At 58.0% G+C, this 25,567-nt stretch carries 31 protein-coding genes; 26 read left to right on the top strand and 5 right to left on the bottom strand.

The genetic code is table 11. From position 1 onward, the window contains the following. The first annotated feature begins 63 nt into the window (after positions 1 to 63). Entirely contained in the window at positions 64 to 1,035 is a 972-nt protein-coding gene (locus ACJ5NV_RS01750) for a glycosyltransferase family 2 protein (RefSeq protein ID WP_411641856.1), read from the top strand. Positions 1,036 to 1,064: 29 nt separating this feature from the next. On the opposite strand, the gene ACJ5NV_RS01745 is transcribed toward ACJ5NV_RS01750, so the two are convergent. Together ACJ5NV_RS01745 and mdh are read right to left on the bottom strand one after the other, a co-directional pair. Next, positions 1,065 to 2,291, bottom strand: a complete 1,227-nt coding sequence (locus tag ACJ5NV_RS01745) for a hypothetical protein (protein WP_411641854.1) — start codon at positions 2,289 to 2,291, stop codon at positions 1,065 to 1,067. Positions 2,292 to 2,438: 147 nt separating this feature from the next. Continuing rightward, positions 2,439 to 3,401 (bottom strand): malate dehydrogenase, encoded by a 963-nt coding sequence (gene mdh / locus ACJ5NV_RS01740; protein WP_411641852.1) that lies wholly within the window; start codon positions 3,399 to 3,401, stop codon positions 2,439 to 2,441. 161 nt (positions 3,402 to 3,562) lie between these two features. On the opposite strand from mdh, the gene ACJ5NV_RS01735 reads away from it, so the two are divergent. Continuing rightward, complete coding sequence (locus ACJ5NV_RS01735) at positions 3,563 to 4,315, top strand: sulfite exporter TauE/SafE family protein (RefSeq protein ID WP_411641850.1); 753 nt, start codon at positions 3,563 to 3,565, stop codon at positions 4,313 to 4,315. A gap of 68 nt (positions 4,316 to 4,383) precedes the next feature. Here ACJ5NV_RS01735 and ACJ5NV_RS01730 read toward each other — a convergent pair whose 3' ends face one another. Together ACJ5NV_RS01730 and ACJ5NV_RS01725 are read right to left on the bottom strand one after the other, a co-directional pair. After that, positions 4,384 to 5,112: a PRC-barrel domain-containing protein gene (locus ACJ5NV_RS01730; protein WP_411641848.1), complete on the bottom strand. Its 729-nt coding sequence runs from the start codon at positions 5,110 to 5,112 to the stop codon at positions 4,384 to 4,386. A 199-nt stretch (positions 5,113 to 5,311) separates the two neighbouring features. Beyond that, positions 5,312 to 5,626 carry a hypothetical protein gene (locus tag ACJ5NV_RS01725; protein ID WP_411641846.1) on the bottom strand — a complete coding sequence of 105 codons (315 nt, stop codon included), beginning with the start codon at positions 5,624 to 5,626 and terminating at the stop codon, positions 5,312 to 5,314. A gap of 201 nt (positions 5,627 to 5,827) precedes the next feature. On the opposite strand from ACJ5NV_RS01725, the gene ACJ5NV_RS01720 reads away from it, so the two are divergent. The 22 genes from ACJ5NV_RS01720 (at position 5,828) to ACJ5NV_RS01615 (ending at position 23,698) form a co-directional block, all read left to right on the top strand. After that, the gene (locus tag ACJ5NV_RS01720) at positions 5,828 to 6,670 is read left to right on the top strand and encodes an HpcH/HpaI aldolase/citrate lyase family protein (RefSeq protein ID WP_411641844.1); all 843 of its coding nucleotides are present in this window, start codon (positions 5,828 to 5,830) and stop codon (positions 6,668 to 6,670) included. Continuing rightward, positions 6,667 to 7,221 (top strand): NnrU family protein, encoded by a 555-nt coding sequence (locus ACJ5NV_RS01715; protein WP_411641842.1) that lies wholly within the window; start codon positions 6,667 to 6,669, stop codon positions 7,219 to 7,221. The genes ACJ5NV_RS01720 and ACJ5NV_RS01715 overlap by 4 nt, the downstream gene beginning before the upstream one ends. 1 nt (position 7,222) lies before the next feature. After that, entirely contained in the window at positions 7,223 to 7,429 is a 207-nt protein-coding gene (locus ACJ5NV_RS01710; RefSeq protein WP_411641841.1) for a DUF1737 domain-containing protein, read from the top strand. Further along, on the top strand, positions 7,426 to 8,451 hold the full coding sequence (locus ACJ5NV_RS01705) for a MaoC family dehydratase (protein WP_411641839.1): 1,026 nt from the start codon (positions 7,426 to 7,428) through the stop codon (positions 8,449 to 8,451). Before ACJ5NV_RS01710 ends, ACJ5NV_RS01705 begins: the two co-directional genes overlap by 4 nt. Before the next feature lie 90 nt (positions 8,452 to 8,541). Next, positions 8,542 to 8,967 (top strand): hypothetical protein, encoded by a 426-nt coding sequence (locus ACJ5NV_RS01700; RefSeq protein WP_411641838.1) that lies wholly within the window; start codon positions 8,542 to 8,544, stop codon positions 8,965 to 8,967. A 178-nt stretch (positions 8,968 to 9,145) separates the two neighbouring features. Next, positions 9,146 to 9,535 carry a succinate dehydrogenase, cytochrome b556 subunit gene (gene sdhC / locus ACJ5NV_RS01695; protein WP_411641837.1) on the top strand — a complete coding sequence of 130 codons (390 nt, stop codon included), beginning with the start codon at positions 9,146 to 9,148 and terminating at the stop codon, positions 9,533 to 9,535. 10 nt (positions 9,536 to 9,545) lie between these two features. Continuing rightward, complete coding sequence (gene sdhD, locus ACJ5NV_RS01690; protein WP_411641834.1) at positions 9,546 to 9,917, top strand: succinate dehydrogenase, hydrophobic membrane anchor protein; 372 nt, start codon at positions 9,546 to 9,548, stop codon at positions 9,915 to 9,917. Between the two features lie 20 nt (positions 9,918 to 9,937). After that, on the top strand, positions 9,938 to 11,743 hold the full coding sequence (gene sdhA, locus ACJ5NV_RS01685) for a succinate dehydrogenase flavoprotein subunit (RefSeq protein WP_411641833.1): 1,806 nt from the start codon (positions 9,938 to 9,940) through the stop codon (positions 11,741 to 11,743). Further along, entirely contained in the window at positions 11,743 to 12,069 is a 327-nt protein-coding gene (locus ACJ5NV_RS01680; protein WP_411641832.1) for a succinate dehydrogenase, read from the top strand. The genes sdhA and ACJ5NV_RS01680 overlap by 1 nt, the downstream gene beginning before the upstream one ends. Next, positions 12,069 to 12,350 carry a hypothetical protein gene (locus ACJ5NV_RS01675; protein ID WP_411641831.1) on the top strand — a complete coding sequence of 94 codons (282 nt, stop codon included), beginning with the start codon at positions 12,069 to 12,071 and terminating at the stop codon, positions 12,348 to 12,350. Before ACJ5NV_RS01680 ends, ACJ5NV_RS01675 begins: the two co-directional genes overlap by 1 nt. Positions 12,351 to 12,475: 125 nt before the next feature. Beyond that, positions 12,476 to 13,306, top strand: coding sequence for a polysaccharide pyruvyl transferase family protein (locus ACJ5NV_RS01670; RefSeq protein WP_411641830.1), 831 nt, complete (start codon positions 12,476 to 12,478; stop codon positions 13,304 to 13,306). After that, on the top strand, positions 13,293 to 14,129 hold the full coding sequence (locus ACJ5NV_RS01665; protein WP_411641828.1) for a hypothetical protein: 837 nt from the start codon (positions 13,293 to 13,295) through the stop codon (positions 14,127 to 14,129). Before ACJ5NV_RS01670 ends, ACJ5NV_RS01665 begins: the two co-directional genes overlap by 14 nt. Further along, complete coding sequence (locus ACJ5NV_RS01660) at positions 14,126 to 14,914, top strand: hypothetical protein (protein ID WP_411641827.1); 789 nt, start codon at positions 14,126 to 14,128, stop codon at positions 14,912 to 14,914. Before ACJ5NV_RS01665 ends, ACJ5NV_RS01660 begins: the two co-directional genes overlap by 4 nt. 380 nt (positions 14,915 to 15,294) lie before the next feature. Further along, positions 15,295 to 15,501 (top strand): DUF6732 family protein, encoded by a 207-nt coding sequence (locus tag ACJ5NV_RS01655; protein ID WP_411641825.1) that lies wholly within the window; start codon positions 15,295 to 15,297, stop codon positions 15,499 to 15,501. Continuing rightward, the gene (locus ACJ5NV_RS01650; RefSeq protein ID WP_411641823.1) at positions 15,498 to 16,700 is read left to right on the top strand and encodes a sirohydrochlorin chelatase; all 1,203 of its coding nucleotides are present in this window, start codon (positions 15,498 to 15,500) and stop codon (positions 16,698 to 16,700) included. Before ACJ5NV_RS01655 ends, ACJ5NV_RS01650 begins: the two co-directional genes overlap by 4 nt. A 45-nt stretch (positions 16,701 to 16,745) precedes the next feature. Next, the gene (locus tag ACJ5NV_RS01645; RefSeq protein WP_411641821.1) at positions 16,746 to 17,381 is read left to right on the top strand and encodes a precorrin-8X methylmutase; all 636 of its coding nucleotides are present in this window, start codon (positions 16,746 to 16,748) and stop codon (positions 17,379 to 17,381) included. Continuing rightward, positions 17,374 to 18,576: a precorrin-6y C5,15-methyltransferase (decarboxylating) subunit CbiE gene (gene cbiE, locus ACJ5NV_RS01640; protein ID WP_411641820.1), complete on the top strand. Its 1,203-nt coding sequence runs from the start codon at positions 17,374 to 17,376 to the stop codon at positions 18,574 to 18,576. Before ACJ5NV_RS01645 ends, cbiE begins: the two co-directional genes overlap by 8 nt. Beyond that, positions 18,573 to 19,319, top strand: a complete 747-nt coding sequence (cobI, locus tag ACJ5NV_RS01635) for a precorrin-2 C(20)-methyltransferase (protein WP_411641818.1) — start codon at positions 18,573 to 18,575, stop codon at positions 19,317 to 19,319. Before cbiE ends, cobI begins: the two co-directional genes overlap by 4 nt. Then, entirely contained in the window at positions 19,310 to 21,133 is a 1,824-nt protein-coding gene (gene cobJ / locus ACJ5NV_RS01630) for a precorrin-3B C(17)-methyltransferase (protein ID WP_411641816.1), read from the top strand. Before cobI ends, cobJ begins: the two co-directional genes overlap by 10 nt. Before the next feature lie 42 nt (positions 21,134 to 21,175). After that, the gene (cobM, locus tag ACJ5NV_RS01625) at positions 21,176 to 21,943 is read left to right on the top strand and encodes a precorrin-4 C(11)-methyltransferase (protein ID WP_411641814.1); all 768 of its coding nucleotides are present in this window, start codon (positions 21,176 to 21,178) and stop codon (positions 21,941 to 21,943) included. Positions 21,944 to 22,031: 88 nt separating this feature from the next. Continuing rightward, positions 22,032 to 22,379 (top strand): hypothetical protein, encoded by a 348-nt coding sequence (locus ACJ5NV_RS01620; RefSeq protein ID WP_411641812.1) that lies wholly within the window; start codon positions 22,032 to 22,034, stop codon positions 22,377 to 22,379. A 344-nt stretch (positions 22,380 to 22,723) separates the two neighbouring features. Further along, positions 22,724 to 23,698 carry a glutathione S-transferase family protein gene (locus tag ACJ5NV_RS01615; RefSeq protein ID WP_411641810.1) on the top strand — a complete coding sequence of 325 codons (975 nt, stop codon included), beginning with the start codon at positions 22,724 to 22,726 and terminating at the stop codon, positions 23,696 to 23,698. On the opposite strand, the gene ACJ5NV_RS01610 is transcribed toward ACJ5NV_RS01615, so the two are convergent. Continuing rightward, on the bottom strand, positions 23,655 to 24,056 hold the full coding sequence (locus ACJ5NV_RS01610) for a response regulator (protein WP_411641808.1): 402 nt from the start codon (positions 24,054 to 24,056) through the stop codon (positions 23,655 to 23,657). The two genes, ACJ5NV_RS01615 and ACJ5NV_RS01610, sit on opposite strands and share 44 nt — an antisense overlap. A gap of 202 nt (positions 24,057 to 24,258) precedes the next feature. On the opposite strand from ACJ5NV_RS01610, the gene ACJ5NV_RS01605 reads away from it, so the two are divergent. Next, positions 24,259 to 24,633, top strand: a complete 375-nt coding sequence (locus ACJ5NV_RS01605) for a DUF1636 family protein (RefSeq protein ID WP_411641806.1) — start codon at positions 24,259 to 24,261, stop codon at positions 24,631 to 24,633. Next, a complete protein-coding gene (locus tag ACJ5NV_RS01600) occupies positions 24,630 to 25,565 on the top strand; it encodes a threonine-phosphate decarboxylase (RefSeq protein WP_411641804.1) in 936 nt (311 codons plus the stop codon). The genes ACJ5NV_RS01605 and ACJ5NV_RS01600 overlap by 4 nt, the downstream gene beginning before the upstream one ends. Positions 25,566 to 25,567: the final 2 nt, after the last annotated feature.

Raw genomic sequence — 25,567 nt, 5'->3', positions numbered from 1 at the left:
CGGCTTAGGGGGCGCGATTGGTGCGCCGTTGCAAAGATTCGCAGGACTGTTACGCAGAACCCAATGACACAAAACAGACCAACATGGGCGGTTGTCGCCACAGTGGACGAGCCGCCTGCATTGGTGCAGGTCTTTGTCGATTGGTATCGTCGCTTGGGCGCGTCAGAGATTTTTCTGTATTTTGATCAGCCGGACGATCCGGCCGCAACGGGGTTGCCGGACATGGTCACGGTCTGCCGTTGCGATGCGGATCACTGGGCACGTCTGGGAAAGCGCCGCCCGGAAAAGCATCAGATTCGTCAGCTACGCAATGCCACTGATGCCTATCGGAACATGCAAAGCGACTGGCTGCTGCATGTGGACGCGGATGAATACCTCTGGGCGACTCAGCCGGTCGCCGACTGTCTGACCCGGTTTGATGCAACGACCGACTGCGCCATTGTCCCCGTGGCAGAGCGTGTCTTTGTGGCAGAGCAGGCGCATGTGCCGCTGGCTGGCCCGTTTCGCAGACCGTTCACTGGCGCGGTCGCGCAGGGGCGCGCGCTGTTTGGGCCGGATTACGCGCTGTCCCTGCGTGGGCTGACCGGCCATGCCATTGGCAAAAGCTTTACCCGCGCCGGACAGGAGCTCGAGATTTCGATCCATCGCCCACGCTACCTGAAATCCGCGCCGGACCGAGACGTGAAAATGGAACGGGCGAGCGGGCTTGATCTGTTGCATTTCGACGGGCTGACCCGGCTGCATTGGGTCTACAAACTGCTGCGCAAGGCAGATGCGTATCTGAACCATAACGGGATGGAACCGTCGCCGCACAGGCAGCGGCAGATCACGGCGGTTTTGCAGGATCGCGCGGCGGCTTATGCGTTGCATGATCGGCTGAAGCTGATGAATGACGCCACCTTACAGCAGCTGGACACCCTTGGGTTGCTGCTCGATCCGCCCTTTGATCCGCTAGCCGGTACTGGGGTCAGCCTGACCTCTGACGATGTGGATGACTGGCTGCGTCATAAGGGGTTGGATTTGATGGGGCTGTAGGAGGGCGGCGCAATGCTGCCCGTGCCGTTCTAATTAAGCGTGAAGGCGAAAAGCGCAAAATTGCCACCTGTCAGCTGGTCAAACTCTGTCATTGCGTCATCTTCGGCAAGCTGTCCGCGCTCCAAATAGGGGGCCAGGCTAGTTCCGCTGATCACGCCAATGATATCAAGCGGTGCCGGGTCGCGGAGCCATGCGTTCAGATTGACGCCAACGTTGTCACCCGTCCGCCAGTGCGGGATCAGACGTTCCCCGTTCAGCACCATTGCGACCTCTTGCAGGACGGCCTGCCATGCCTGATCAATGTTTGGGGGAAACAACATGCCCAGCGCGCTTTCTTGGCTTTTATTGGGGATAAATTCGCGATCATTGTCCGTTTCGGCGCTTACACGGTACCAAAAGGTGATATTATGGCTGATCGCAGCGCGAAAATCGTCTAGCGCTGCTTGTGTGTGGATGGGATCGGGCTGCTGTTCCAATACGCGGACGATGATGGTGATCAGATCGGCGATTTTCTCATCCTCTGGGGAAAAGAACAACATGGGGGCCGCGCCCTGTCGTAATTCCGCGATTGTGGCCGCATTTGCCAGAACCGTTGCGATCACATCGGTCGGGTCAAAGGCCATCACCATTTCGGCGGTGCCTGCAAAGACATGGGTGTAGGCCTGCAACCAAGCGACATCGGCAGTGTCAAAGGTGATCGTCGGTGCGCCGCCTGACGCATTAAGACTGTCGAGCGTGTCCGCCACCTCCCACTGGCTGACGAAAAGCGGGACCATGATGGGCAACAAGTCTTCGCCTTCGTCGCGCGTGCCACTGGCGTTGATGTCGAACCAGATTTGGTTGAGGTCGATGGTGACCGCGACGGTGTCCTCTGACGTGATCGGGGCCATCACGGCCTGCGCGCGATCCATGTCCGCGCCGATCCGGGTGAAAAGCGACATGATCACATCTGGCGTAAATGCGTCAGGGGCCGGGTTGGCTGCAATCGCAGTGAGCAGGCCGGGGATTTCGATGTCGAGATCGTTCAGCCCGGTGCGGTAACGCTCTTGAAAGGCGGTTTCGATGCCTTGCAGGAATAAGGCACCGCCAAGGGCGAAGCGGTCAGAGGGCGTTGGGTTTTCAATCGCGGAAAGTGTTGCGACCGTGCCGGAGATGCCTTGTTGGGCAAACTGCGCGCTGTAGTCTTCGGCGCTGGCGGGCTGGGCTAAGATCAGAAAACTGCTGGCCAATAGGAGCGGGCGGATATTGTGTGGCATGTGGAACCTCAATGAATGCAATAACTTGAACATAGTTCACAAAATGGCATTTGTGAAGATAAAGAATGAAGGAAATTGCGCGGTGCTGAACGCAAAACGGGCGCCCCGCTTGGGACGCCCGTTGAAATACGTATTATAGCCAGAGGTTTAGCTAAGGCTGTTGTCGATACCTTTGCAGGCGTCAACCAGACCTTTGACCGCATCAACAGATTTGTCGAACATGGCCTGCTCGTCTTTGTTCATTTTGATTTCGACAACACGCTCAATGCCGCCTGCACCGATGATCGTTGGTACACCGACATAGGTGTTTTTCAGACCGTAAGCGCCGTCCACATTGGCCGCGCAAGGCAGCAGACGTTTCTGGTCTTTCAAATACGCCTCAGCCATTTCGATGGCAGAGGTAGCGGGCGCATAGAACGCGGACCCGGTTTTCAGCAGGCCAACGATTTCTGCACCGCCATCACGGGTGCGCTGCACGATGGCGTCCAGCTTGTCTTGTGTGGTCCAACCCATCGCGACCAGATCGGGCAGGGGAATACCAGCCACTGTGGAATAACGGGTCAGCGGGACCATCGTGTCGCCGTGGCCGCCCAAGACAAAAGCAGACACATCGCGCATCGAGACATTGAATTCTTCGGCCAGGAAATGGCGGAAGCGGGCGCTGTCCAGAACGCCGGCCATGCCACAGACTTTTTCATGCGGCAGACCAGAGAATTCGCGCAGGGCCCAGACCATCGCGTCAAGCGGGTTGGTGATGCAGATCACAAATGCGTTCGGCGCGTGGGCGGCGATGCCCTCACCGACAGATTTCATGACCTTGAGGTTGATGCCCAGCAGGTCATCACGGCTCATCCCCGGTTTGCGGGGTACACCGGCGGTGACGATGCAAACATCGGCGCCTGCGATATCGGCATAATCATTGGTGCCCTTGAAGCTGCCATCGAATTTCGCCGATGGACCCGATTCTGCGATATCGAGCGCTTTGCCCTGCGGCGTGCCCTCTGCGATGTCGAACATCACGACATCACCGAGTTCCTTGACGGCAGCAAGATGCGCGAGCGTGCCGCCGATCTGTCCTGCGCCGATGAGAGCAATCTTGGGTCTGGCCATGGGATTTGATCCTTCAATGGGATTGAATTTGGCGCTTTGGGTAAGGCTTTGCGCACCCGCGCGCAAGGGTGCCGCGCTGCGGCATCATCCGGAAACCATAGCAAAGGCATGGATTAAAGGTTAACGACAGCAGTACAATATCCTGAACAAAGGCGTTTTTCTTGATCGTATTTGACTGGCAATTCTTTGCACTGGGTGTCCCGGCAATTATTTTCGGGGGCATATCAAAGGGGGGATTCGGCTCTGGCGCGGCATTTGTCGCGGGGGCGATTCTGGCGCTGGTGGTGCCGCCCGGCATGGCGCTGGGCATCGTATTGCCCCTGTTCATGCTGGTGGATGCGGTGACATTGAAACCCTATTGGGGCAAATGGCACTGGCCTTCGGCCAAGGGAATCATGCAAGGCGCGGTGCCGGGGTGTATCATTGCGGCCTGGCTTTATGCGGTTGTGGATGGGGATCTGTTCAGACTGTTGATTGGTTTGATCTGTCTGCTGTTCGTGGCGTTTCAGTTCAGCCGCAGCATGGGCTGGCTGCAGGTGCGCATCATGCCATTTTCGCGGCCATTCGCGTGGGTGGCGGGGCTTGTGGGCGGATTTACCAGCTTTGTCAGCCATGCAGGCGGGCCGCCAACGGCGGTTTTTCTGCTGTCCCAAGGGCTAAGCAAGACAGCATTTCAGGCAACGACCGTGGTATCGTTCTGGGCGATCAACTGGATGAAAGCGATACCCTACGCATACCTTGGCATTTTCAGCTGGGAGAGCCTGACGGGCAGCCTGCTTCTTGCGCCATTTGCATTGCTGGGCGCATGGATCGGGGTGCGCGCGCATCATCTGGTGCCAGAAAGGCTGTTTTTTGGACTCACCTATGTCTTGCTTTTGGCAACGGGTCTGCGCCTGATCTGGATCGCAATATAAAAAAACCCCCCGGCGGATGCCGAGGGGTCTTTGTCACGCGATGCTAAACGTGATCGCGCCCGTTGATATCATTCAACTTCTGGCAGTGCTTCCAGTTCTTCCTGCGTGCTGTCGACATAAGCGACAACTTCAGCATTTGCTTCAACGCCAGCGTTGGCTTCTGCTTCGACAGCAGGTGTCATTAGGGCGATTTGGCTGAATGGAACAGCCACAGATTTCTCACCAATACCGATGAAGCCACCTACGTCGATCACGGCTTTGTCGACCGCGCCATTTGCGCTCAGCATCACTTCGCTGATTTCGCCGATTTCTTCGTCGTTGATGTCATAGACAACGGTGCCTTCAAGGTCGGCCAGTGTCATGGTTTCGGTGTGTGCAGATACATATGCACCAGATTCGATTTTGGGGCTTGTGATCTGGCTGCTTGCGCCCGCGAACAGGTTCTCAGCACCAGCTTCGACTTCTGCACCGGCTTCGGCGATTGCGTTACCGGTTGCTTCGACGCCTTGTTCAACTTCTTCGCCAGCTTCGGCAAGGGCATTGCCTGTTGCTTCTGCGCCGTCTTCAAGGGCGTTACCCGTTTCGGTCACAGCGTTATTTGCGTGATCCATCAGGTCGGTTTCAGCTTCTGCATCAACTTGCGCAGTTGCATTGCCTTCAGCAGTGATGGCCTGGTTGCCCACTTGTGCGGACAGATCGGTGCCAGCTTCGGCATTCGTGTCGGTGGACACGCTTTGTGCAAAAGCAGCGGTACCAACAAATACAGTCAGGGCGGTTGTTGTCAGAAGGGATTTCATAGTGTTTCCTTTCACATTTCTCGATGACGACAGCAAACGTGATGCAATCGTCTTGTGAGAAGTGAACACCCGATCCGACGAAAGGTTTCATTCTGTTTTCAATATTTTGCGGCAGGCCAATTCTTGCCGCATTACGCAGTATTTTCCCGCACCGAACCAAGGCACGGGCCGCTAATCAATACAGCGCTGCGGCCTTGTTTCAGGTTCCCTGATCCATCATGGGAAGCGCCTCACCAAGCTGTTGGAACGACTGACCCGCCGCGACAAGGCATGTTGGCCCGCCTGGGCGGGTGACCGTGATGGTCCAGCTGCCCGTTTCGGCAGACGCGAATACCTCAACCACTGAATTGTCAGAGCCAAGCCCGATTGATTGTCGGCTTTCCCCATAGTTTGCGGCCAACCGTTCGACCACGGCGGTATGTTCCGCGCAATTGCGCGACTGCGCATTGGCATGGCCGGCCGCAAGCATCAGGGCGCTGATCCCGAAGGACATGAGAAAAAATTTCTGCTTCATTTTTGTCACCTTTAAGCGATGGGGACCGCGGCTGATGATCTGTCGCAGTCGGAATGTGCGTGAAATTCTTCCTTCAATATGCGGCGAATTGGTTAACACACCGTGACGGCGGATGGTTTTTGCTGCGTCGCGGCAAATTTGAGTTGAATTAACCGTAAATTTCTGAACATCTCTACGCAACAATATTACCAAGAGGTTAAGATGGATCATCGCCCCTACCGTTCTGCCCTCTATATTCCCGGCTCGAAAGAGCGTGCGCTGGACAAGGCGCGCGGCCTGCCCGTGGATGTGATCCTGTTCGATCTTGAAGACGCAGTGACGGCTGATGCCAAGGTCAGCGCCCGGGAAACCTTGCAGGCGGCTTTGGCGACAGGTGGGTACGGGTCGCGCTTGCGGATTGTGCGCATCAATGGCCTTGATACGGAATGGGGTGGGGCGGATGCGGCCGCAGTTTCCACGATGGATTGCGACGCGGTCCTGCTGCCCAAGGTCAACAGCCCGGATGATGTGGATAGGCTAGCGGCCCTGATCCCCCACCTGCCGATCTGGGCGATGATGGAAACGCCGCAAGGCATCCTGAACGCACCCGCCATTGCCGCCCATCCCCGGATCGCTGGTTTCGTGCTGGGGACCAATGATCTGGCAAAAGATCTGAATTCGCGCAACCGTGCGGCGTTGATGACCTCCTTGCAGCTTTGCTTGCTGGCGGCGCGGGCCGCCGGGGTTGTTGCGCTGGATGGTGTCTATAATGCGTTCAAGGATGAAGACGGGTTGCGCGCCGAATGCGCAGAAGGGCGTGACCTTGGCTTTGACGGCAAAACCCTGATCCACCCGGTGCAGGTCGCTGTCGCCAATGACGCTTTTGCCCCGACGGATGCGGAAATTGACCTCGCAAAACGCCAGATCGCTGCCTTCGAAGAGACCGAGGCCGCAGGGCAGGGGGTGGCCGTCGTGGATGGGCGCATCGTGGAGAACTTGCATATTGTCACTGCCCGCGCGACCTTGGCGAAAGCTGACGCCATCGCCGCATTGGAGAATCCATGAGTTTGCTGATTATCGGTGTCACCCTTTGGTGGGGCGCACATCTGTTCAAACGCCTTGCGCCCGAGGCGCGGGCGCGGTTGGGCAATCGTGGTAATGGTCTGATCGCTGTGCTTTTGATTCTTAGCGTTGTGCTGATGGTGCTGGGCTACCGCGCTGCCGATGGCGCGTTTTTCTGGGGCCGCAGCCCGATGTTGGTGGGGATCAACAACTTGCTGATGATCGTGGCTTTCTATTTCTATGCGGCAAGTGCCGCGAAAGGGGCCAAGGTCTGGCTGGGAACAAAGATACGCCACCCGCAGCTGACAGGGTTTTCGATCTGGGCGATTGCGCATGTGCTGGTCAATGGCGACACACCATCTTTTGTCCTGTTTGGCGGCTTGCTTGCCTGGGCGGTGACAGAGATGCTGGTTATCAACGCGCAGGAGGGCCCGTGGACACCACCGCCGCGCGCGCCACGGCGCAAGGAAATCGTAGCGATTGTTGTGACGCTGGTCGTCGTGGTAGTCGTGATGGGTATTCACTATGCATTGGGCGTGCAGCCCTGGGGATAAAATGACGACACTTTATAGACTACTGACCGAAGACGACACATCGGCCTTTTGCCACAAAGTGTCAGAGGCTTTGTCAAAAGGCTGGCTGCTGCATGGCAGCCCGACCTATGCCTTTGATCAGGCCAATGGGGTGATGCGCTGCGGGCAGGCGGTGACCAAAGAGGTCGATGTGCCTTATTCCGCTGATCTGAAGCTTGGCCAGCAATGACCAAGACCAACCCGGGCCGGTTCTTTGAGGATTACGCTGTCGGCGATGTGATCACCCATGCCGTACCGCGTACGATCAAAATGGGCGAGCGGGCGCTGTACCATGCGCTTTATCCGGCGCGGCATGCGTTGCATTCGTCGGACCAATTCGCCCAAAGCTGCGGATTGCCGTTCAGCCCGCTGGATGATCTGGTAACTTTTCACACGGTCTTTGGTAAAACCGTGCCCGACGTATCGCTGAACGCGGTGGCTAATCTGGGCTATGCCGAGGGGCGTTGGATCACCCCGCTTTGGCCGGGGGACACGATCACCGCCACGTCAGAGGTGATCGGCGTCAAGCAAAATTCAAACGGCAAAAGCGGTGTCGTCTGGGTGCATACCACGGGGCGCAACCAGCATGGCGAAGTGCTGATGAGCTATGTGCGCTGGGTCATGGTCCGCAAGCGCAGCGATAGCACAGCACCAGAGCCTGTAATCCCGGTGCTATCCACCGTGGTCGCCCCCGCTGATTTGGTCATTCCGCACGGGCTGGACTTTACCAGCTATGATTTCGCGCTAGCGGGCGAGCCGCACCGGCTGGGTGACTATAGTGTGGGCGAGATTATCGACCATGTGGACGGCGTGACGATTGAAGAGGCAGAGCATATGCTGGCCACGCGCCTCTGGCAGAACACCGCCAAGGTCCATTTCGACGCGACCAACCGCACGGATGGCAAGCGGCTGATCTATGGCGGTCACATCATTTCTTTGGCGCGCGCGCTGTCCTTTAACGGGCTGGCCAATGCGCAGATGATCGTGGCGCTGAATGGCGGCGCTCATGCGAACCCTTGCTTTGCGGGCGATACGGTCCGCGCTTGGTCAGAGGTGCTGGACACAGCCGAAACTCAGGCCCCCGGCGTCGGCGCGGTCCGTTTGCGGCTGGTCGCGACAAAAGGGGGCGCAGGCGTTTTGCGCGGTGAGGATGGAAAGTATCATCCCGATGTTTTGCTTGATCTGGATTACTGGGCGCTGATGCCTGTGTGACCGTGCCCGAACTGCAATAGTCAGGCCAAGTAACGCTGTGATGGCGGGCTTTACCTTGCGTGCATGCGGGTCTTAGGCATTCATAAAGCTATGAAAAACCTGCTTGCCCTCACCTGCGCCGCGCTGCTGCCCATCGCTGCGGCCGCCCAATCCTGCGAACCTTCAACCGACGCGGATATCGCAACATTCGAGGCGGCCAAAACCGCCTTTCTACGCACCGACTATCGGGCCTTTGCCAATCTGGTTGATGACTATATCCCGAATATGGACGCAGAGTATGAGCGGCTCTTCGGCCCGCTGTCCGTCTTTGAACCACGCGGCTTTGATCGGTGCCGGACAATCCTGCAACGGCGGGAAGAACCGTCGTTTATCCAAGAGGTCGTCTTCTACTTTCCCAAAGGCAGTGACGTGCCACTGGCCTTGCATCTTGTCGGGGCAGAGGTTGACGGTCAGGTGCGGATGCTAGAGTTCACCTATAATTCTTCGATCAGCGCCATCTTGAATGAGCTGCATTAACGTCCTTTTGTGATCACACAATTTCGCGCTGTGATCACGCGAACAGGTTTTCCCGGATATTGCGTCACTTTTTCACGGTTTATCCATCCGCGCCTGCGTGACTCTGCCTGCGGAATGGTGCAGAAAAGGCAAAATGGTGCCACCGCTCTCGGCAGCCAAGCCAACGAAGGAAACATTCATGGCCGACAACAAACAGGGCAACCGCCCTTTGTCCCCGTTCATGATCGGACAATATTATCGACCTCAATGGACGTCGATGACTTCGATCTTCACCCGTATCACTGGTCTTTCGCTGCTTGTGGCGGCGCTGATGATCACATGGTGGTTCGTGGCCGCTTCCAGCGGGCCAGAGGCATTTGCCACGGCTAACGGTTTTCTGACCAGCTGGTTCGGTGATCTGGTCCTGTTCCTGTCCGTCTGGGCGCTATGGTATCACACGCTGTTTGGTGTGCGGCACCTGATCTGGGACTCAGGCCGGATGCTTGAGGTCGAGCAATCAGAGCTCTACGCGCAGGGCGCGCTGGTGGCTTCGGTGCTGCTGACCATCTTTGTTGCAATTGTACTCTGAGGGGCGAACCATGGCATTTATCACGGATCGCAAACGCGCCAACGGGCTGGGATCAGCCAAATCCGGCACGGAACACCACTGGCACATGACGGTGACATCGGTGGCGCTGCTGCCGCTCGTCGTGCTGTTTGTCTTTACCTTCGGGGCCATTCTTGGATCGCCCTATGAAGAGGTTATCGCCTATTACCAGCGTCCCTTCCCAGCTGTTGTGGCTTTGTTGACCATGCTGGTCGGCTTCAACCACTTCGCCAATGGCGCACGCATGACGGTCGAGGATTACACCGGCGGGACAACCCGCAAGGCACTGATCATCGGGCTGAACTGCCTGTCCTACGCTGCGGCGGCGTTTGCGGTTTTCGCAATCGTACGCATCGCCCTTTGATTTTCCGGAGCATCTGACACATGGCTGCATACGAATACGAAACCCATACCTATGACGCAATCGTGGTGGGGGCTGGCGGTGCCGGGCTGCGCGCAACGCTGGGTCTGGCAGAGCAGGGGCTGCGGACGGCCTGTATCTCCAAGGTTTTCCCAACACGGTCGCACACCGTCGCCGCACAAGGCGGGATCGCCGCATCGCTGGGCAACATGGGCCCCGATAGCTGGCAATGGCACATGTACGACACTGTCAAAGGGTCTGACTGGCTGGGTGATACCGACGCGATGGAATACCTCGCCCGTGAAGCGCCCAAGGCAGTGTACGAGCTGGAACATTACGGCGTGCCGTTTTCCCGTACGGAAGAGGGCAAGATCTACCAGCGCCCCTTTGGCGGCCACACCACCGAATTTGGCGAAGGCCCCCCCGTGCAGCGCACCTGCGCCGCCGCCGACCGGACCGGCCATGCGATCCTGCACACGCTATATGGGCAGTCGCTCAAGCAAAAGGCTGAATTCTATATCGAGTATTTCGCGCTCGATCTGATCATGTCCGCCGATGGCGTCTGTCAGGGTGTGATCGCGTGGAAGCTGGATGATGGCACGATGCATGTGTTCAACGCCAAGACCGTGGTGCTGGCCACCGGCGGCTATGGCCGGGCCTATTTCAGCGCCACATCCGCGCACACTTGTACCGGTGACGGTGGCGGCATGGTCGCGCGGCAGGGGTTGCCCCTGCAAGATATGGAATTCGTGCAATTCCACCCCACCGGCATCTATGGCGCCGGCTGTCTGATCACCGAAGGCGCGCGTGGCGAGGGCGGTTATCTGACGAACTCCGAAGGGGAACGTTTCATGGAACGTTACGCGCCCAACTACAAAGACCTCGCGCCGCGTGACTATGTCAGCCGTTGCATGACGATGGAAATTCGTGAAGGGCGCGGCGTCGGGGGCAACGGCGACCATATCCACCTGAACCTCAACCACCTCCCGAAAGAGGCGCTGGCCGAACGGCTGCCGGGCATCTCTGAATCCGCCCGCATCTTTGCTGGTGTGGATGTGACCAAAGAACCGATTCCGGTTCTGCCAACGGTCCACTACAACATGGGCGGCATTCCGACCAACTACATGGGCGAGGTGCTGAACCCGACCAAGGACGATCCCACACGCATCGTGCCCGGCCTGATGGCTGTGGGCGAAGCGGGCTGCGCCTCTGTGCATGGGGCGAACCGGCTTGGGTCCAACAGCCTGATCGACCTTGTGGTCTTTGGGCGTGCCGCCGCGATCCGCGCAGGAGAGGTTGTCGATCCGGCATCGGCCAACCCGACGCTGCACCAAGCGTCGATTGATAGCTGCTTTGACCGCTTCGACACGCTGCGCCACGCGGATGGCAATACGCCAACGGCTGATCTGCGGCTGGAAATGCAAAGGGCAATGCAGGCTGACGCAGCCGTGTTCCGCACGGACAAAACGCTGGGCGAAGGCGTTGCCAAGATGACCGACATTGCGGGCAAGATGGGCGATCTGAAAGTCACCGACCGCAGCCTTGTCTGGAACAGCGACCTGATGGAAACGCTGGAACTGACCAACCTGATGCCCAACGCGCTGGCGACAATTGTCAGTGCAGAGGCGCGCAAGGAAAGCCGGGGCGCTCACGCCCATGAAGATTACGCCACCCGCGACGACGAAAACTGGCGCGTACACACGATTGCGAATGTCAGCGACAGCAAGGTCACGCTCACCTACCGCCCCGTCATCACCGACCCGCTGACGACCGAGGCCGAAGGTGGTATCAAGGCAGAGAAAATCGCACCCAAGGAAAGGACTTTCTGATGCGTTTGTCTCTGATCATGGCGCTTGGCGTCGCCGCACTCACCGCATGTAGCGCGGGGGATGCGGACCGTGTCGCGCGCGATGCGGCCAAGGGCGTCGTGAATCGCACGCTGGAAAGCCGGTTCCCCGGCACGAATACCGCGCTGATGACCGATTGTATTATTGATAATGCCGAAATCACAGAGGTTTACACGATTGCCGAAGCCGCAGTCGTTGGACCATCGGCCGAGACATCAAGCCTGATCCTCGATATCGCAACGCGGCCCGATACGGTACGCTGTGCTGCCGATAACGCGCTTGCTGCTTTCGTTCTGGGGGGCAGCTGATGCGGCGGACCGCAGTCGTGCTGGGCCTTCTGGGGCTGGCCGCCTGCGGGCCGGTCACGCCCGAACGCGCGGCAGAGCGGTGCGAAGAACGGGCCCGCGCGGCCCAAGCGCCTGATGTGGGGATCACCCTGGGCGCCAGTTCAAACGGTGGTCCCTTTGCGGGGGCCAGCATCGGGCTTAGTGCCGACTACCTGCGCGGCCGCGACCCGATCGAGGTGTACGAGACCTGCGTCATCAACATGACCGGCCAACCACCAATCCGGCCCCCGCGATTGCGGTAAGGTTAGCGCGCTTTGACGTAGTATTTTATTCGGTGGAAGTTATGTGCCATACACCAATCTAACTTATATGACATTCAGTCGCGAAACTAAATAATTTTACAATTTATTGGTGGAGGCCAATATTGATGAAAAGAACGACGCTCAGGAACGAATCCTGTTTCAAAAAACTTGCCGAATCCTTGCTGGAATATGCTGACGGCGGGGAATTGGTTGAGATTGTAAATACGGGAAACTGGGGTGACGCACTTATACTTGCAGGACAAGCGAAATTCTTCGATGATATTGGTATTCGCATAAAACGTATTTCCGTCAAACAGCTTTGCAAGCCACCTAAACTAAATGATCGGCTTCGGTCTATTCTTAGCCCGAAAAAGGCGATATTCACTGGATCTGGTGCGCTTTACCCGTTTTATGATAGACCGAAAGAACTCGAACTTGCCGCGAGCCGTTTTCGACATACCTTTATAATGCCTTCCTCATTAACTCTAGCGCTTCGCATACCGACTGGTAACTTGACACTATGGAGACGGGACGAAACCGACAGCAAGCTAGTCGCGCCAGACGCGCCCTTCTGCCACGATATGGCATTTTATTTAGAGCCAAAGCCACGCCTCATCTCTAAATCTGTAGGTTACCTATTTCGCGAAGATCGCGAGAAAACAGATATTCCAATACCTAAGAACAACCGAGATGTTAGCAATGAGGGAACCCATATCTCCGATGCAGAAGAATTTTTTGATATTGTAGGGACATATCGTGTCATCTATACGAACAGACTGCATGTCGCAATTGCGGCCGCATTGCTGGGCAGAGAAGTGCATATGTTTCCGAATAAAACTGGGAAGCTTCAAGCGGTGTATGAAAGTTCTCTCAGGCCGTTCTTTCCCAAGGTCAAGTTCCATTCAAGCAAAGAGGAGTACGGCGAGTTACTCGGAACAGATTATGACGCATGGTGAAAAGACTGTGAAAACTTTGCCATCGACAAAAAGGAAGCCACGCTACATCATTGGAAGCGGTTGGTGGAGCTCTGAAAGTTCGCCCGAGGATGATAACCCATTACGAAAGAAATTGGGTGATCCTCATATTCGCTCGGTTGAATTCTTTGATACATGGTATCGAAGCATTACCAGTAACGCATCACCGGACGAAATTATCGTAATCGATTCCTGCGCCCCCGTTAAGCCGCGACGTGACATGCGAGATCGGGTGCGTTGGATTACCTTGCCGTTCAATGCACGTCATTCGACAGACCATATTGGGCAATGGAGCGGTTGGATGCGATCAGTTATCTTATCAGCAACCTATGCGATGACTGCTGATTGCGAGTATTTTGTCTATGTAGAGCAAGATTGCCTGCTAGGCGGTGCCGGAATTATAGAGCATTGTATTGATAGGGGAACTAACGGGCTGATTTTCGGCGCTGGAAAGGGTACGCCGCAACCAATCCAGCAATCGTTTTTTATCGTTAGAGCTGATCGGCTGCCAAATTTTATAAGTAATTTGTGCGCACTAAAAATGCGAGATGCGGAACTTTCCCCCGAATGGAAGTTCTTATGTGCCTCCTCCAGGGTGCTCGTTTTTGTCGCAAACCTTGGTCTGCTAAAGTATAAATGGGTAAGAAAGGGGGCGCTTAAGCTGTGCCTGAACAACTTCTTTGAATTCTTACCAATTGGGAGTGGTCGCGCCCGCCCCATACCTTTTGATGCTGACTTTTTCTATTTTCAACATGCGACAAGGCCGGAGCTTGATCGCTATCTGGCAGAGAAAAGAGGCGTATGATTGTTGCAAATATTGCCACTTACCCGCCTAGGCGCGAGAGTTTGGTTGCGGTGCTGAGTCAGATTTCACCTCAGGTGGACAAAATTAATCTGGTGCTGAACGAATATGCTGATATTCCAGCCGAAATCTCGCAGTTTACGAACGTTGACGCAGTTATTCCACATGAAGACACGAAGGATGCCGGGAAATTTTATATCAATGTATCTGAGGCGGATTACGTCTTCCTGATCGACGACGACATCATATACCCGGCGGATTTTGTTACGCGTTCAGTCGAACGTTTCAAGCAGCTAGGAAATGGATTTGTGGCGTCCTATCACGGGTCGATCTACCAAAAACCGCGTATTAAGATGCGCAAAATTCGTCCACGTGCTTCGGTCTTGAAAGCTTTTGTTGCGGGTATAGTCAGCGATATCGAAGATATTAAAGAGCACAAAATACGGCTCGCAGATTTTCGGAAAGTTTTTTCCTTTTACAGACATCTCGACACTGCTGTCATAGTGGACCAGATCGGAACGGGTACAGCTATTTTGCGGGGGAGCGACACTCCCAGTTATGATTATATGCGTGACAGTCAGAAATTTGTCGATGTGCGGTTTGCAAAATGGGCGTTTGATCGAGGCCTTTCTTCGGTCGTTTTGCCAAAGGATGATGATTGGTTAAAGCCTATCCGTTACGAAGAAACAATTTGGGAAACGTTTACCCAGTCCAACCCACCCCACGTCAATGCTGAAATTATGTCATTTGCATTCAAGTCGCCACGATTGGGTGAAACGTTAAAATAAAGCGGGTGTCAAAGAATCCGATATCGGAAAAGCTTGCCTGATTTCGTCGTATACGACTGGTTTATGTCCAAGCGCATTTACGCGAGTCGCAAAATCTGAGATTTGTATGATGGTGTCGGTCAGCATAGGCAGGGCGAAGCTTGCCTCTTTCATCACTTGCTCTCAGCGCAACGTTACACGGCGTCGCCGTAACGAACTTGCCCCTGTCGCATATCGGTTTGCCCCGCCGCCCCGGTCACGTTATACGCATATCCAGACGAAGCCCAAAGTGGCCAGAACGGTTGGAGACGCGGCGGTCGACCCAAAACGGGGACCAAGGCGTCACGTCGTCATAACCCGGATGCTCCGGGCCTCTGGTTGCTGCCGAAACGGAGGACCCGATGCGTATCCTGATTTCCCTGCCTATGATTTTTGCGGCCTCTGCGGCCTCTGCCCATCCTGGCCATTGGGGGGAACTTGCGGGCCATGACCATTGGGTTGCCGGTGCGGCCATCGGTCTGGCCGGGCTTGCTGCGATCTGGGGCGCCCTGAAGGGCAAAAACAAAGATCCGGAACCTGAGCAGGAACCCGAAGAGGAAGCGGCGTGAAAACAGGTGTGATGATCTGCGGTCATGGCTCGCGCAGCCAATCCGCAGTGGACGAGTTTGCGGTGTTGGCTGAAAAGCTGCCAGCCTATTTGCCGGACGATTGGCTGACCGATTACGGCTATCTGGAATTCGCCAACCCTGTGCTGCGGGATGGGCTGGACAAGCTGCGCGATGCGGGTTGCGACCGTATTCTGGCGGTTCCCGGCATGTTGTTTGCCGCGATGCACACCAAGAATGATATCCCCACCGTGTTGAACACCTATGCGACCAAGCATGGGATGCAGGTGTCATATGGCCGTGAACTTGGCGTCGATCCCAAAATGCTCGCCGCCGCCGCCGCCCGTATTCAAGAGGCTGTGGATACGGCCAATGCCGAATATGGCCCGCTGCCCCTGACCGAAACCTGTCTTGTCGTCATCGGGCGCGGTGCATCCGACCCGGATGCGAATGGCAATGTGTCCAAGATCGCCCGGATGCTGCAAGAAGGCATGGGTTTCGGCTGGTGCGAGGTCGGCTATTCCGGCGTGACCTTCCCGCTAGTCGAACCCTGTTTGCAGCATGTCGCACGGCTGCCCTATAAGCGTGTGATCGTGTTTCCCTATTTCCTGTTCTCGGGCATTCTGATCGACCGGATTTACGGGTTCACCGATCAGGTCGCCGCCGAATACCCCGAAATGCAATTTGTGAAGGCGGGCTATCTTGGGGATCATCCCAAAGTGCTGGAAACCTTCGCTGAACGTATTCTGGAACAAGACACGGCCAACCCGCCGCCCAATTGCGGGATCTGCGGCTATCGTGAACAGGTGTTGGCGCTCGAAGACGGCGGACACCACCATATCACCGCGGCAGAGCGGCGGCATCCGGCCTTCGGGGCTGTGCCGCCCGCGACCTGCGTGCTGTGCAAATACCGCACACAGGTGCTTGGGTTTGAGGGCGAGGTCGGCGCGGTGCAGGAAAGCCATCACCACCACGTCGAAGGACAAGGGGCAAATGCGCCGGGATCCAACGTCAGTGATTGCAGCCTGTGCGACAGCTTTTGCACTGGTCTGTGCCGGCTCGAAGCACAAGGCCACGATCATCACCACCACGACCACCACCATCATCATGACCACGATCATGATCACGACCATCACCATGCGCCTTACCCGCATGCGGATCATCCGCACGGCCCTGAAAGCGCCAGAAAATCACGGGGCTAGGCTTCGACAAATCCCGCCCTTTTAGCAACAGACAAAGGCCCGCCATTGCGCCCCTACGAAACAGACCCCACGGCGATCTATGCCCAAAGCTTTGCCATCGTGCGCAGCGAGGCGCGGTTGGACCGGTTTCCAGCTACGATGCGCCCGGTGATGACCCGGCTGATCCATGCTTGTGGCATGGTAGAGGTCGCGGACAGGCTCGCCTTTTCCCCGCAAGCGGCTGAGATCGGCCATGCCGCGCTACAGGCCGGTGCGCCGGTGCTCTGCGATTGCGAGATGGTCGGGGCGGGGATCATACGGCGGCATCTGCCTTCCGGGAATGAGGTGATCGTGACCCTGAACGATCCAAACGTGCCGCAACTGGCGCAGCAGATCGAAAATACACGCTCTGCCGCAGCGGTGGAACTGTGGCGCGACAAGCTCGAAGGCGCCGTGGTGGCCATCGGCAACGCGCCGACGGCCCTGTTTCACCTGTTGGAACTGCTGGACCAAGGCTGGCCCAAACCTGCGGTCATTCTGGGATTTCCCGTTGGCTTTGTCGGGGCCGCTGAAAGCAAGGCCGAACTGGCCCGCGAGCCAAGGGGCTGTGACTTCATCACATTGCGCGGGCGGCGGGGCGGGTCGGCGATCGCCTCGGCCGCGGTGAATGCTTTGGCCGCGGGGTTGCCTGAAGATGTCTGATCCTTGGCTCCACATTGTCGGTATCGGTGAAGACGGGATGGAGGGGTTGTTGCCCGCGACCCGCGCTGTGGTCGAAGCCGCAGAATTCATCATCGGGGGAGAGCGGCATCATATGCTGGCGGGCAACCTAACAGCAGAGCGTCTGGCATGGCCGCATCCGTTTGACGCGCTGATTGATCAAATAGGGGGGCTGCGGGGACGCAGGGTTGTCGTGCTCGCCACTGGTGATCCGCTTTGGTATTCAGTCGGTGCCAAGATCGGGCGCGCGATTGATCCGGCTGAAATCGTTTACCACCCGCAGTTGTCAGCGTTCCAACTGGCCGCCGCCCGGATGGGCTGGTCGCTACCGGATGTGGAAACGCTGACGGTGCATGGTCGCCCTGTGGCGCAGATGATTGCCTTTATCCAACCCGATATCCGCCTGCTGATCCTGACCACCGGGGCAGAGACACCGGGCCAGATCGCACGCTTTTTGACCGAACGGGGGTTTGGTCAGTCGAAAATGTCGGTGCTGGCTGCGATGGGCGGCAAGGATGAAGCCCGGTTTGACGGTATCGCCGAAAGCTGGGACCAGTCGGTCCCCGCGTTCAACACTTTGGCGGTGGAATGTATCGCCGCGCCTGATGCCGCATTGTTGCCGCGCGTGCCGGGACTGGCGGACCATCTTTTTCAGTCTGATGGCACAATGACCAAGCAAGAGGTGCGCGCGGCCACGGTCGCCAAACTGATGCCAATGCGCGGGGCGCTTTTGTGGGATATTGGCTGCGGCTGCGGCTCTGTCGCGATCGAATGGATGCGGGCCGCGCGTTATGCCCGCGCGGTGGGGATCGAACCCCGCGCTGACCGGCGTGCAATGGCGGCGGCCAATGCGCTGGGGCTTGGCGTGCCCAAACTGGAACTGGTCGAAGGCAGCGTGCCAGAGGCGCTGGACGGGCTAGATGCGCCGGATGCGATTTTCATCGGCGGCGGGCTAAGTCGCGAAACCTTTGACGCCGCTTGGGCAGCGCTGCGCCCCCTGGGCCGTTTGGTGGCCAATGCGGTGACACTGGAAAGCGAGGCAGAGCTGATCGCCCTGCACAAATCGCACGGCGGTGATTTGGTGAAACTCTCGGTGCACCGGGCAGAGCCGGTTGGCAGTTTGACAGGCTGGCGTCCCTTAATGCCGGTCACACAATGGAGCCTTGTGAAGCGATGATGGGAGACGCTTTTGGCGATGCCAATGCGCCCCTCCCACCATCCCGTGGGGTGCTTTACGGGGTGGGGGTGGGACCGGGTGCGCCGGATTTGATCACCCTGCGCGCGGCCCGTCTGATCGAACAGGCGCAGGTCGTGGCTTATCCAACGCTGGCAGGTGCTGCGAGCTTTGCGCGCGCCATCGCTGCCGATCTGATTGCCCCGCAAACGCAAGAGATCATCATGGATGTCCCGATGAGCGTGGAACGCGCCCCGGCGCAGGCTGCGTATGATGAGGGTGCCACCCGCATTGCCGCCGTGCTGGATCAAGGGCAGGATGTCGTGTGCCTGTGCGAAGGCGACCCGTTTTTCTACGGCTCTTTCATGTATTTATTCGCGCGACTGTCCGACCGTTACAGGGTAGAGGTCGTGCCGGGTGTGACCTCTGTCACCGCTTGCGCGGCACGGGCAGGGAGGCCGCTGGCTGCGCGGAACGAACGGCTGACCGTCCTGCCGGGCCCCTTGCCAGAGGATGAACTGCGCGCCCGGATCGCCGGGGCAGAAAGCGTCGCGATCATGAAGGTCGGGCGGCATCTGCCGAAAATCCGCGCCGTGATCGAAGCGCTGGGGCTGACCGCGCAGACTGTTTATATCGAACGGGCGACACTGCCCGAAGAAGTCGTCTTGCCACTGGCCGAAGCCCCTGAAGCCGCACCATATTTTTCGATGATCCTGTTGACGAAAGGGGCCGACCCATGGCTTTGAAACCCGTTGTGCTGGCGCTGTCCCGCTCTGGTGAACCCGTCGCGCATCGCGTGGCCAAGGTTCTGGGAGCGCAGGTCCATGGCCGCGAAGGCCGTGTCGACCGGGCGGACACGTATTTCGCCAATGCTTTGGACCACGCCCGCGATTTGTTTGCGGCGGGGGTGCCCATCGTGGGGGTCTGCGCCTCTGGCATTCTGATCCGGGCTGTGGCCCCGCTACTGGCGGACAAGGTGACGGAACCGCCGGTTATATCTGTCTCGGACGATGGTGCGGTGGTGGTGCCGCTGCTGGGCGGGCATCGCGGGGCGAACCGGCTCGCGTCAGAGATTTCAAAGGCGCTGGGTGCTGTCGCTGCGGTCACGACGGCCGGGGATGTGGCGCTGGGTGTGGCACTGGATGCACCGCCTGCGGGCTGGCGGCTGGTCAACCCGCAAGACGCGAAAGAGGCGATGGCGCTTTTGCTGTCCGGGGCCGGGGCCAATGTCACCGGGCCGATGGCGGCTGATGCGGATTGGCTGGCAGCACTGCCGCAAGGCACCGGTGTCCGCATCACCTGTGCGATGGAACCGCAGGCCGACCTGGGGCCAAACCACCTGCAATTCGCGCCGCAACGTGTGGCGCTGGGTGTGGGCTGTGCCCGCAACTGCGATACCGCAGAATTGGCAGCACTGGTGGCGCAAACGCTGGCCGAAGGCAATATTGCCCCCGAAGCCATCCATGCGGTCAACACGATTGATCTGAAAGCGGATGAACCTGCAATCATCGCATTGGCCAAGCAATTCGGCGTCCCGCTACGCCTGTTCGACGCAGCAACGCTGGACCGGGAAACCCCCCGGCTGGCAACCCCATCTGACGTGGTCTTTGCCGAGGTCGGCACACATGGGGTGTCAGAAGCGGCGGCATTGGCGCAAGGCGGGGCCGCGGCCACGCTGCACGTCGCCAAGCGAAAGACCGCAAATGCTACCTGCGCTGTAGCGCTCACCCCCGCGCCGCTGACCACGTTGCAAGGGCGTGGACGCGGGGTGCTGTCCATTGTTGGCATCGGCCCCGGACAGGCAAGCTGGCGCACGCCAGAGGTCTCGCGCCTTGTGTCTCAGGCAGAAGAGCTGGTCGGCTATGGGCTTTATATTGATCTGCTGGGGCCGCTTGCTGTCGGCAAGGAACGCAGTGATTTCCCGCTGGGTGGCGAAGAAGACCGTTGTCGCTATGCGCTGGAACAGGCGGGGCAAGGCAAGAACGTTGCGCTGGTTTGTTCAGGTGACGCGGGCATCTACGCGATGGGTGCGCTGGTTTTTGAACTGCTGGATCGCGCGCCGGACCAGATGGGGGTGTCGGATGCGGCCCGCCGGGTCGAGGTGATTTGCTCGCCCGGTGTCAGCGCATTGCAGGGTGCTGCGGCCCGTGCGGGCGCACCACTGGGCCACGATTTCTGCGCGATTTCGCTGTCGGATTTGCTGACGCCCCGCGATGATATCGTCAAGCGGTTGCGCGCGGCGGCAGAGGGGGATTTCGTCATTGCGTTCTATAACCCCGTGTCGATGCGGCGGCGCACTTTGCTGGCCGAAGCGCGGGATATTCTGTTGCAGCATCGCCCCGCAGACACGCCGGTGATGCTGGCATCATCGCTGGGTCGCCCCGAAGAACATGTGCGCTATCGCCGATTGGATGAACTGCAAGTGGATGAGGTCGACATGCTGACCGTGGTGCTTGTGGGGTCATCCCATTCGCGGCTCGCGCAGCTTGGCGAAGGGCCACGGATGTACACCCCACGCGGCTATGCCCGCAAGATTGATGGGGATTTGGCTGTTGGCTAAGGGTCAGATTTACACGATAAAAATGAAACAGGAGTGCTGCGCGTGACGGTTTATTTCATTGGCGCCGGGCCGGGTGATCCGGAACTTCTGACGCTCAAGGCAGCGCGGTTGATCGGGGCCTGCCCTGTCTGCCTTTATGCCGGATCGCTGGTCCCGGCAGAGGTCGTGGCCTGCGCGCCAGAGGATGCGTTGGTGATGGATACCGCGCCGATGACGCTGGATGAAACCCATGGTGCCATTCTTGCTGCGCATGAAAAGGGCCAAGACGTTGCGCGGGTCCATTCCGGCGACCCGTCGCTGTATGGCGCGATTGCCGAGCAAATCCGTCGGCTCAAGGCGGATGGGATTGATTATCAGATCATCCCCGGCGTGCCCGCCTATGCAGCAGCGGCGGCGGCATTGGGAACAGAGCTGACCGTCCCCGAAATCGCCCAATCCATCGTGCTGACCCGGATGTCGATGAAATCGACCTCTATGCCTGCAGGCGAGACATTGGAAAATTTCGCCCGGACCAAGACCACATTGGCGATCCATCTGGGCATTCGGGCCCTGCGCGAAATCGAACGGCAGCTGGTGCCGCATTACGGGGCGGACTGTCCGGTGGCGGTCGTCTACCGCGTGGGATGGCCCGATCAGCAGATTATCCGGGGAACCTTAACAGATATTCGCGAAAGCGTACGGGCGGCCAAAATTACGCGGACGGCGCTGATCATGGTCGGCCCCGCGTTGGCCGATTCGCACGGATTTCCGGACAGCGCGCTTTATGATGCGGCGCGTCCGCATGTGCTGCGCCCGCGCGTGAAGGCTTAAAAACAGTTGTTTCTGCAGCGCAGCGGGGATTGTTACTTGATATTTACACTTGTTGCGTCATTTTTGGTCGTGTCTGGAGGGGACTGAAATGTATGAATTTTTACCTGATGCCGTCCGGCAGGGGTTGGAAGAAGCACGTAAAGCGGCGCTAAAACGCAAGGATCGCCTTGTCGTGCATGACGGCGACAACACCCACCGTATCCGGCGGTTCTGGGACGGAGGATTTGCGCTTGATCTGGAAGGGTCAGAGCGGCTGCGCGGCCACGTTGAAATCTATGACGGGCCAAAGCATTTGTATCAATGTCTTGTGGTGTCGTCAGTCATTGATGGCGATGAACGTGTGTTTGAATTCAAATGGCTGACGCCTGTGGCAAACGGCCCAGCGGCTGATTTCGAACGCCCTGATTTCGTGCCTGCTGGGTTGCTCGGGCGGTAATTTCCGGCGTTTCTGCTAAGTAACCGTCAATTCATTCAGATGTCATACGTTGGACAGGGTAACATCGTTGCCCTGTTAACGCTGGCGCATTGGCCAAAATCGGCTGTCAGAAACCCATCGGACAAGCGTCGGACTTTCGTCGGACACCACCGTACGGTGGGGTGGGTTAATACGGCGTCCGTTGCGCGTTTCCGAGACGCTGCGGATTGGGTGCATACAGTTGCGCCCGACAGCGGCATGCGGCGTTGATGTGCGGCACCGCACCATCACTGCGCCCGTATATTTGTTTGTTCGCCAGAAAACATGCGCTAGGTCTACTGCCAACAAGGCAAGGGAGCATTCTGATGGGTCAATTGGTGGACGGCGTTTGGCAAGACGTTTGGTATGATACATCATCGACCGGCGGGGCGTTCAAACGCTCTACCGCCGCATTCCGCAACTGGATCACCGCGGATGGGTCCGCAGGTCCATCGGGTAAGGGTGGGTTCAAAGCGGAAAGCGGGCGCTATCATCTGTATGTATCTTATGCCTGCCCATGGGCGCATCGGGCGCTGGCGTTTCGGGTGCTGAAGGATCTGACCGATCATATCGGTATTTCAGCCGTGCATCCGGACATGCTGTCGGATGGCTGGACGTTTCAGACTGATGACAACGGGGCCACGGGCGACACGCTGTTCGGGCTGCCCTACGCGCGCGACATCTACCTGCGGGCCGATCCGCAAATCTCGGGCCGAGTCACGGTGCCGATCTTGTGGGACAAGGAACGCGAAACAATCGTATCCAATGAATCTTCTGAGATCATCAGGATGTTCAACAGCGCCTTTGATGGGATCACCGGCAACTCTGCGGATTACTGGCCCGGCGACCTGCGCGACGCGATGGAACCGGTGAACGACCGCATTTACAATACCGTCAATAACGGCGTTTACAAAGCCGGGTTCGCGACCTCGCAGCAAGCCTACGAAGACGCGGTGTACCCGCTATTTGACACGCTGGACTGGCTGGAAGAGAGGCTGTCGGACAACCGCTATCTGATGGGCGATAGGATCACCGAAGCGGACTGGCGACTTTGGACCACGTTGATGCGTTTCGACATGGTCTATTACCATCACTTCAAATGTAACCGGAAACGGATCGTGGATTATCCGAACCTGTTTGGATTTACCCGCGAGCTTTATCAATGGGACGGGATCGCGCCGACAGTGAACATGGATCATATCGTGCGGCACTATCACTATAGCCACGACACGATCAATCCGCACCGCATTGTCCCGGTCAATCCACAGGTAGACTGGTCTGCGCCGCATGGGCGTGGGTGATCGGGCTGCCGTAATGATGCACGATCTCGGCTAGATCATCCGGCGGGGTCGCGGTTTCAATGAAGGCGCGCGCATTTGTACTGTGACGAAAAATGGACCCATCCGAAAAAAAGGTTGTGTCGGTCACAAAAACCACATTGGCGTCTGGCTGTCTGAACTGCGCAACGTCAGCAACGGTCAGCGCGCTGCCTTCGCGCAGCACCAGATCAAGGACGATAACATCAAAGTCCTGACTATCGATCAGGCTGATCGCGCGCGCACCGGTGTCCACATGAACGACCTCCGCGTCCAGCCGCTCGAGGTGCCGTTTCCACAACTGCCCCAGGTTGGCGTTGCTCTGAACGATAAGGACGCGCATTTCGTCTCCGGTATTTGATACATTTTTAGACCCTAAACCGAACAACTGGTAAATTAACGCTACGTACACAAATCAGCGTAAATGCCTAACGAATGGTTAACGTAAGGGGCAGGTTGCGCAAAAACATTGGTATAAAATTGTATTCTTGTGAAACCGGCCGAAATCCGCTTGAAAGGCCAAGGGTAACAATATCAGGCACAATATGACAACGTGGATCACAATTTGCGAGACCTGCAAGCGCGAGGGCTGGGACGCAAACGGGATGGAACAGACCGATGGAGAGGCGCTTGCCACGCTGGTTGAGGCCGCCGCCACAGGCCTGTCCCGTGTAAAAACACGCCGGATGTCCTGCCTGATGGGATGCACGCGGGCTTGCAATGTCTCTATCCAAGCGGCGGGTAAATTATGCTACACGCTGGGTGAATTTGAGCCCAGCGCGGAATCGGCCTCTGGCATTGTGTCTTATGCGATTTCCCATGCGGGCAGCGAGACCGGACAGGTGCCTTATCGGGACTGGCCGCAAGCCGTCAAAGGGCATTTCGTGACACGCCATCTGCCCCTGCCGGATGATCAATGACGATCGCGCGCGATCATGGCGGCGGGCTGGATGCGGCGATCAAGACCTATGGCGGCACGCGGGACGTCTGGCTGGATTTGTCGACAGGGATCAACCCGGTGCCCTATCCGATGCCGCGACTTCCGGCTGAGGCGTGGACCGCACTGCCTGACAAAGGTGCGTTTGACCGGCTTTACAGCCTCGCCCGGCATTTCTGGTCTGTCCCGGATGGTGCGGCCATTCTTGCCGCGAACGGTGCGTCGCCAATAATTGCCGCCTTGCCCCGCGTCTTGCCGCAGGGCACGGTCTATATTCCCGGTCCCACTTATAACGAACACGGGGCGGCGTTTCAGGCGGCGGGCTGGGACTTGGGTCAAGACCCAAGCCACGCCATGGTGGCTGTGCAGCCCAATAACCCCGATGGCCATCTGTGGCAGGTGGACGACCTGACCGCGCCGATCACCATCATCGATGAAAGCTTCGCCGATGTGACCCCCGACCGATCCATGATGATGCGCGCGGATCAACCCGGCACGGTCATCCTCAAAAGTTTTGGTAAGTTCTGGGGGTTGGCGGGTGTCCGTCTTGGCTTTGCCATCGGCGATCCGGAGATCATCAACAATCTGGCAGAACTGCTTGGCCCTTGGCAGGTGTCCGGCCCGGCCCTGTCGGTTGGGGCAGAAGCGCTGTCGGATCCCGAATGGGCGGATGAGACCCGCGCCCGATTGCAGGCCGATGCGGATCGGCTGGATACCCTGCTGGCCGGCAAGGGGGCAGAGCTGGTCGGGGGCACGACGTTGTTCCGGTTATACAAAGTCCAGAACGCCGCCGCAGCACAGGCGCAGTTGGCGCAGCATAAAGTCTGGTCGCGTGTCTTTCCCTATGATCCTAACTGGCTGCGTCTTGGCCTGCCGCCACAGGATCGCTGGGATCAGTTGGAAGCCGCCTTTTGATA

Origin of the sequence: Loktanella agnita (genome assembly GCF_046640325.1) — a bacterium.
In the GTDB taxonomy this organism is placed as follows: domain Bacteria; phylum Pseudomonadota; class Alphaproteobacteria; order Rhodobacterales; family Rhodobacteraceae; genus Yoonia; species Yoonia agnita.
The sequence above is the reverse complement of the archived record's forward strand: the minus strand, read 5'-3'. Positions and strand labels throughout refer to the sequence as shown.

What these genes read in the sequence shown, in the direction of transcription:
- ACJ5NV_RS01750 (WP_411641856.1), top strand. Translation starts at nt 64, where the DNA reads ATGACACAAAACAGACCAACATGGGCGGTTGTCGCCACAGTGGACGAG.
- ACJ5NV_RS01745 (WP_411641854.1), bottom strand. Translation starts at nt 2,291, where the DNA reads ATGCCACACAATATCCGCCCGCTCCTATTGGCCAGCAGTTTTCTGATC.
- mdh (WP_411641852.1), bottom strand. Translation starts at nt 3,401, where the DNA reads ATGGCCAGACCCAAGATTGCTCTCATCGGCGCAGGACAGATCGGCGGC.
- ACJ5NV_RS01730 (WP_411641848.1), bottom strand. Translation starts at nt 5,112, where the DNA reads ATGAAATCCCTTCTGACAACAACCGCCCTGACTGTATTTGTTGGTACC.
- ACJ5NV_RS01725 (WP_411641846.1), bottom strand. Translation starts at nt 5,626, where the DNA reads ATGAAGCAGAAATTTTTTCTCATGTCCTTCGGGATCAGCGCCCTGATG.
- ACJ5NV_RS01720 (WP_411641844.1), top strand. Translation starts at nt 5,828, where the DNA reads ATGGATCATCGCCCCTACCGTTCTGCCCTCTATATTCCCGGCTCGAAA.
- ACJ5NV_RS01715 (WP_411641842.1), top strand. Translation starts at nt 6,667, where the DNA reads ATGAGTTTGCTGATTATCGGTGTCACCCTTTGGTGGGGCGCACATCTG.
- ACJ5NV_RS01710 (WP_411641841.1), top strand. Translation starts at nt 7,223, where the DNA reads ATGACGACACTTTATAGACTACTGACCGAAGACGACACATCGGCCTTT.
- ACJ5NV_RS01705 (WP_411641839.1), top strand. Translation starts at nt 7,426, where the DNA reads ATGACCAAGACCAACCCGGGCCGGTTCTTTGAGGATTACGCTGTCGGC.
- ACJ5NV_RS01700 (WP_411641838.1), top strand. Translation starts at nt 8,542, where the DNA reads ATGAAAAACCTGCTTGCCCTCACCTGCGCCGCGCTGCTGCCCATCGCT.
- sdhC (WP_411641837.1), top strand. Translation starts at nt 9,146, where the DNA reads ATGGCCGACAACAAACAGGGCAACCGCCCTTTGTCCCCGTTCATGATC.
- sdhD (WP_411641834.1), top strand. Translation starts at nt 9,546, where the DNA reads ATGGCATTTATCACGGATCGCAAACGCGCCAACGGGCTGGGATCAGCC.
- sdhA (WP_411641833.1), top strand. Translation starts at nt 9,938, where the DNA reads ATGGCTGCATACGAATACGAAACCCATACCTATGACGCAATCGTGGTG.
- ACJ5NV_RS01680 (WP_411641832.1), top strand. Translation starts at nt 11,743, where the DNA reads ATGCGTTTGTCTCTGATCATGGCGCTTGGCGTCGCCGCACTCACCGCA.
- ACJ5NV_RS01675 (WP_411641831.1), top strand. Translation starts at nt 12,069, where the DNA reads ATGCGGCGGACCGCAGTCGTGCTGGGCCTTCTGGGGCTGGCCGCCTGC.
- ACJ5NV_RS01670 (WP_411641830.1), top strand. Translation starts at nt 12,476, where the DNA reads ATGAAAAGAACGACGCTCAGGAACGAATCCTGTTTCAAAAAACTTGCC.
- ACJ5NV_RS01665 (WP_411641828.1), top strand. Translation starts at nt 13,293, where the DNA reads ATGACGCATGGTGAAAAGACTGTGAAAACTTTGCCATCGACAAAAAGG.
- ACJ5NV_RS01660 (WP_411641827.1), top strand. Translation starts at nt 14,126, where the DNA reads ATGATTGTTGCAAATATTGCCACTTACCCGCCTAGGCGCGAGAGTTTG.
- ACJ5NV_RS01655 (WP_411641825.1), top strand. Translation starts at nt 15,295, where the DNA reads ATGCGTATCCTGATTTCCCTGCCTATGATTTTTGCGGCCTCTGCGGCC.
- cbiE (WP_411641820.1), top strand. Translation starts at nt 17,374, where the DNA reads ATGTCTGATCCTTGGCTCCACATTGTCGGTATCGGTGAAGACGGGATG.
- cobI (WP_411641818.1), top strand. Translation starts at nt 18,573, where the DNA reads ATGATGGGAGACGCTTTTGGCGATGCCAATGCGCCCCTCCCACCATCC.
- cobJ (WP_411641816.1), top strand. Translation starts at nt 19,310, where the DNA reads ATGGCTTTGAAACCCGTTGTGCTGGCGCTGTCCCGCTCTGGTGAACCC.
- ACJ5NV_RS01620 (WP_411641812.1), top strand. Translation starts at nt 22,032, where the DNA reads ATGTATGAATTTTTACCTGATGCCGTCCGGCAGGGGTTGGAAGAAGCA.
- ACJ5NV_RS01615 (WP_411641810.1), top strand. Translation starts at nt 22,724, where the DNA reads ATGGGTCAATTGGTGGACGGCGTTTGGCAAGACGTTTGGTATGATACA.
- ACJ5NV_RS01610 (WP_411641808.1), bottom strand. Translation starts at nt 24,056, where the DNA reads ATGCGCGTCCTTATCGTTCAGAGCAACGCCAACCTGGGGCAGTTGTGG.
- ACJ5NV_RS01605 (WP_411641806.1), top strand. Translation starts at nt 24,259, where the DNA reads ATGACAACGTGGATCACAATTTGCGAGACCTGCAAGCGCGAGGGCTGG.
- ACJ5NV_RS01600 (WP_411641804.1), top strand. Translation starts at nt 24,630, where the DNA reads ATGACGATCGCGCGCGATCATGGCGGCGGGCTGGATGCGGCGATCAAG.